Origin of the sequence: Mycobacterium asiaticum (assembly GCF_001668675.1) — a bacterium.
Taxonomy (GTDB): Bacteria; Actinomycetota; Actinomycetes; order Mycobacteriales; family Mycobacteriaceae; genus Mycobacterium; species Mycobacterium asiaticum_D.
The window spans coordinates 1-629 of record NZ_LZKQ01000185.1 but is presented as its reverse complement, the minus strand read 5'-3'; the positions used below and the strand labels follow the sequence as shown (position 1 = coordinate 629).

The window sequence follows — 629 nt, the reverse complement described above, 5'->3', positions numbered from 1 at the left end:
GGCGTCATCACCGTCGAGGAGTCCAACACCTTCGGCCTGCAGCTCGAGCTCACCGAGGGCATGCGGTTCGACAAGGGCTACATCTCGGGCTACTTCGTCACCGACGCCGAGCGTCAGGAAGCCGTCCTGGAGGACCCCTACATCCTGCTGGTTTCCAGCAAGGTGTCGACCGTCAAGGACCTGCTGCCGCTGCTGGAGAAGGTCATCCAGGGTGGCAAGCCGCTGCTGATCATCGCCGAGGACGTCGAGGGCGAGGCGCTGTCCACCCTGGTCGTCAACAAGATCCGCGGCACCTTCAAGTCGGTGGCGGTCAAGGCCCCCGGCTTCGGTGACCGTCGCAAGGCGATGCTGCAGGACATGGCCATCCTCACCGGCGGCCAGGTCATCAGCGAAGAGGTCGGTCTGTCCCTGGAGACTGCCGACATCTCGCTGCTCGGCAAGGCCCGCAAGGTCGTCATCACCAAGGACGAGACCACCATCGTCGAGGGTGCCGGTGACGCCGACGCCATCGCCGGACGGGTGGCACAGATCCGCGCCGAGATCGAGAACAGCGACTCCGACTACGACCGCGAGAAGCTGCAGGAGCGCCTGGCCAAGCTGGCCGGCGGTGTTGCGGTGATCAAGGCCGG

Annotated in this window: 1 protein-coding gene; it reads left to right on the top strand. The window is 65.7% G+C overall.

What is annotated here, in order from left to right; all coding sequences use genetic code 11:
- A partial coding sequence (locus tag A9X01_RS15525; protein ID WP_301336937.1) for a TCP-1/cpn60 chaperonin family protein occupies window positions 1-629 on the top strand: 629 nt, incomplete at both ends.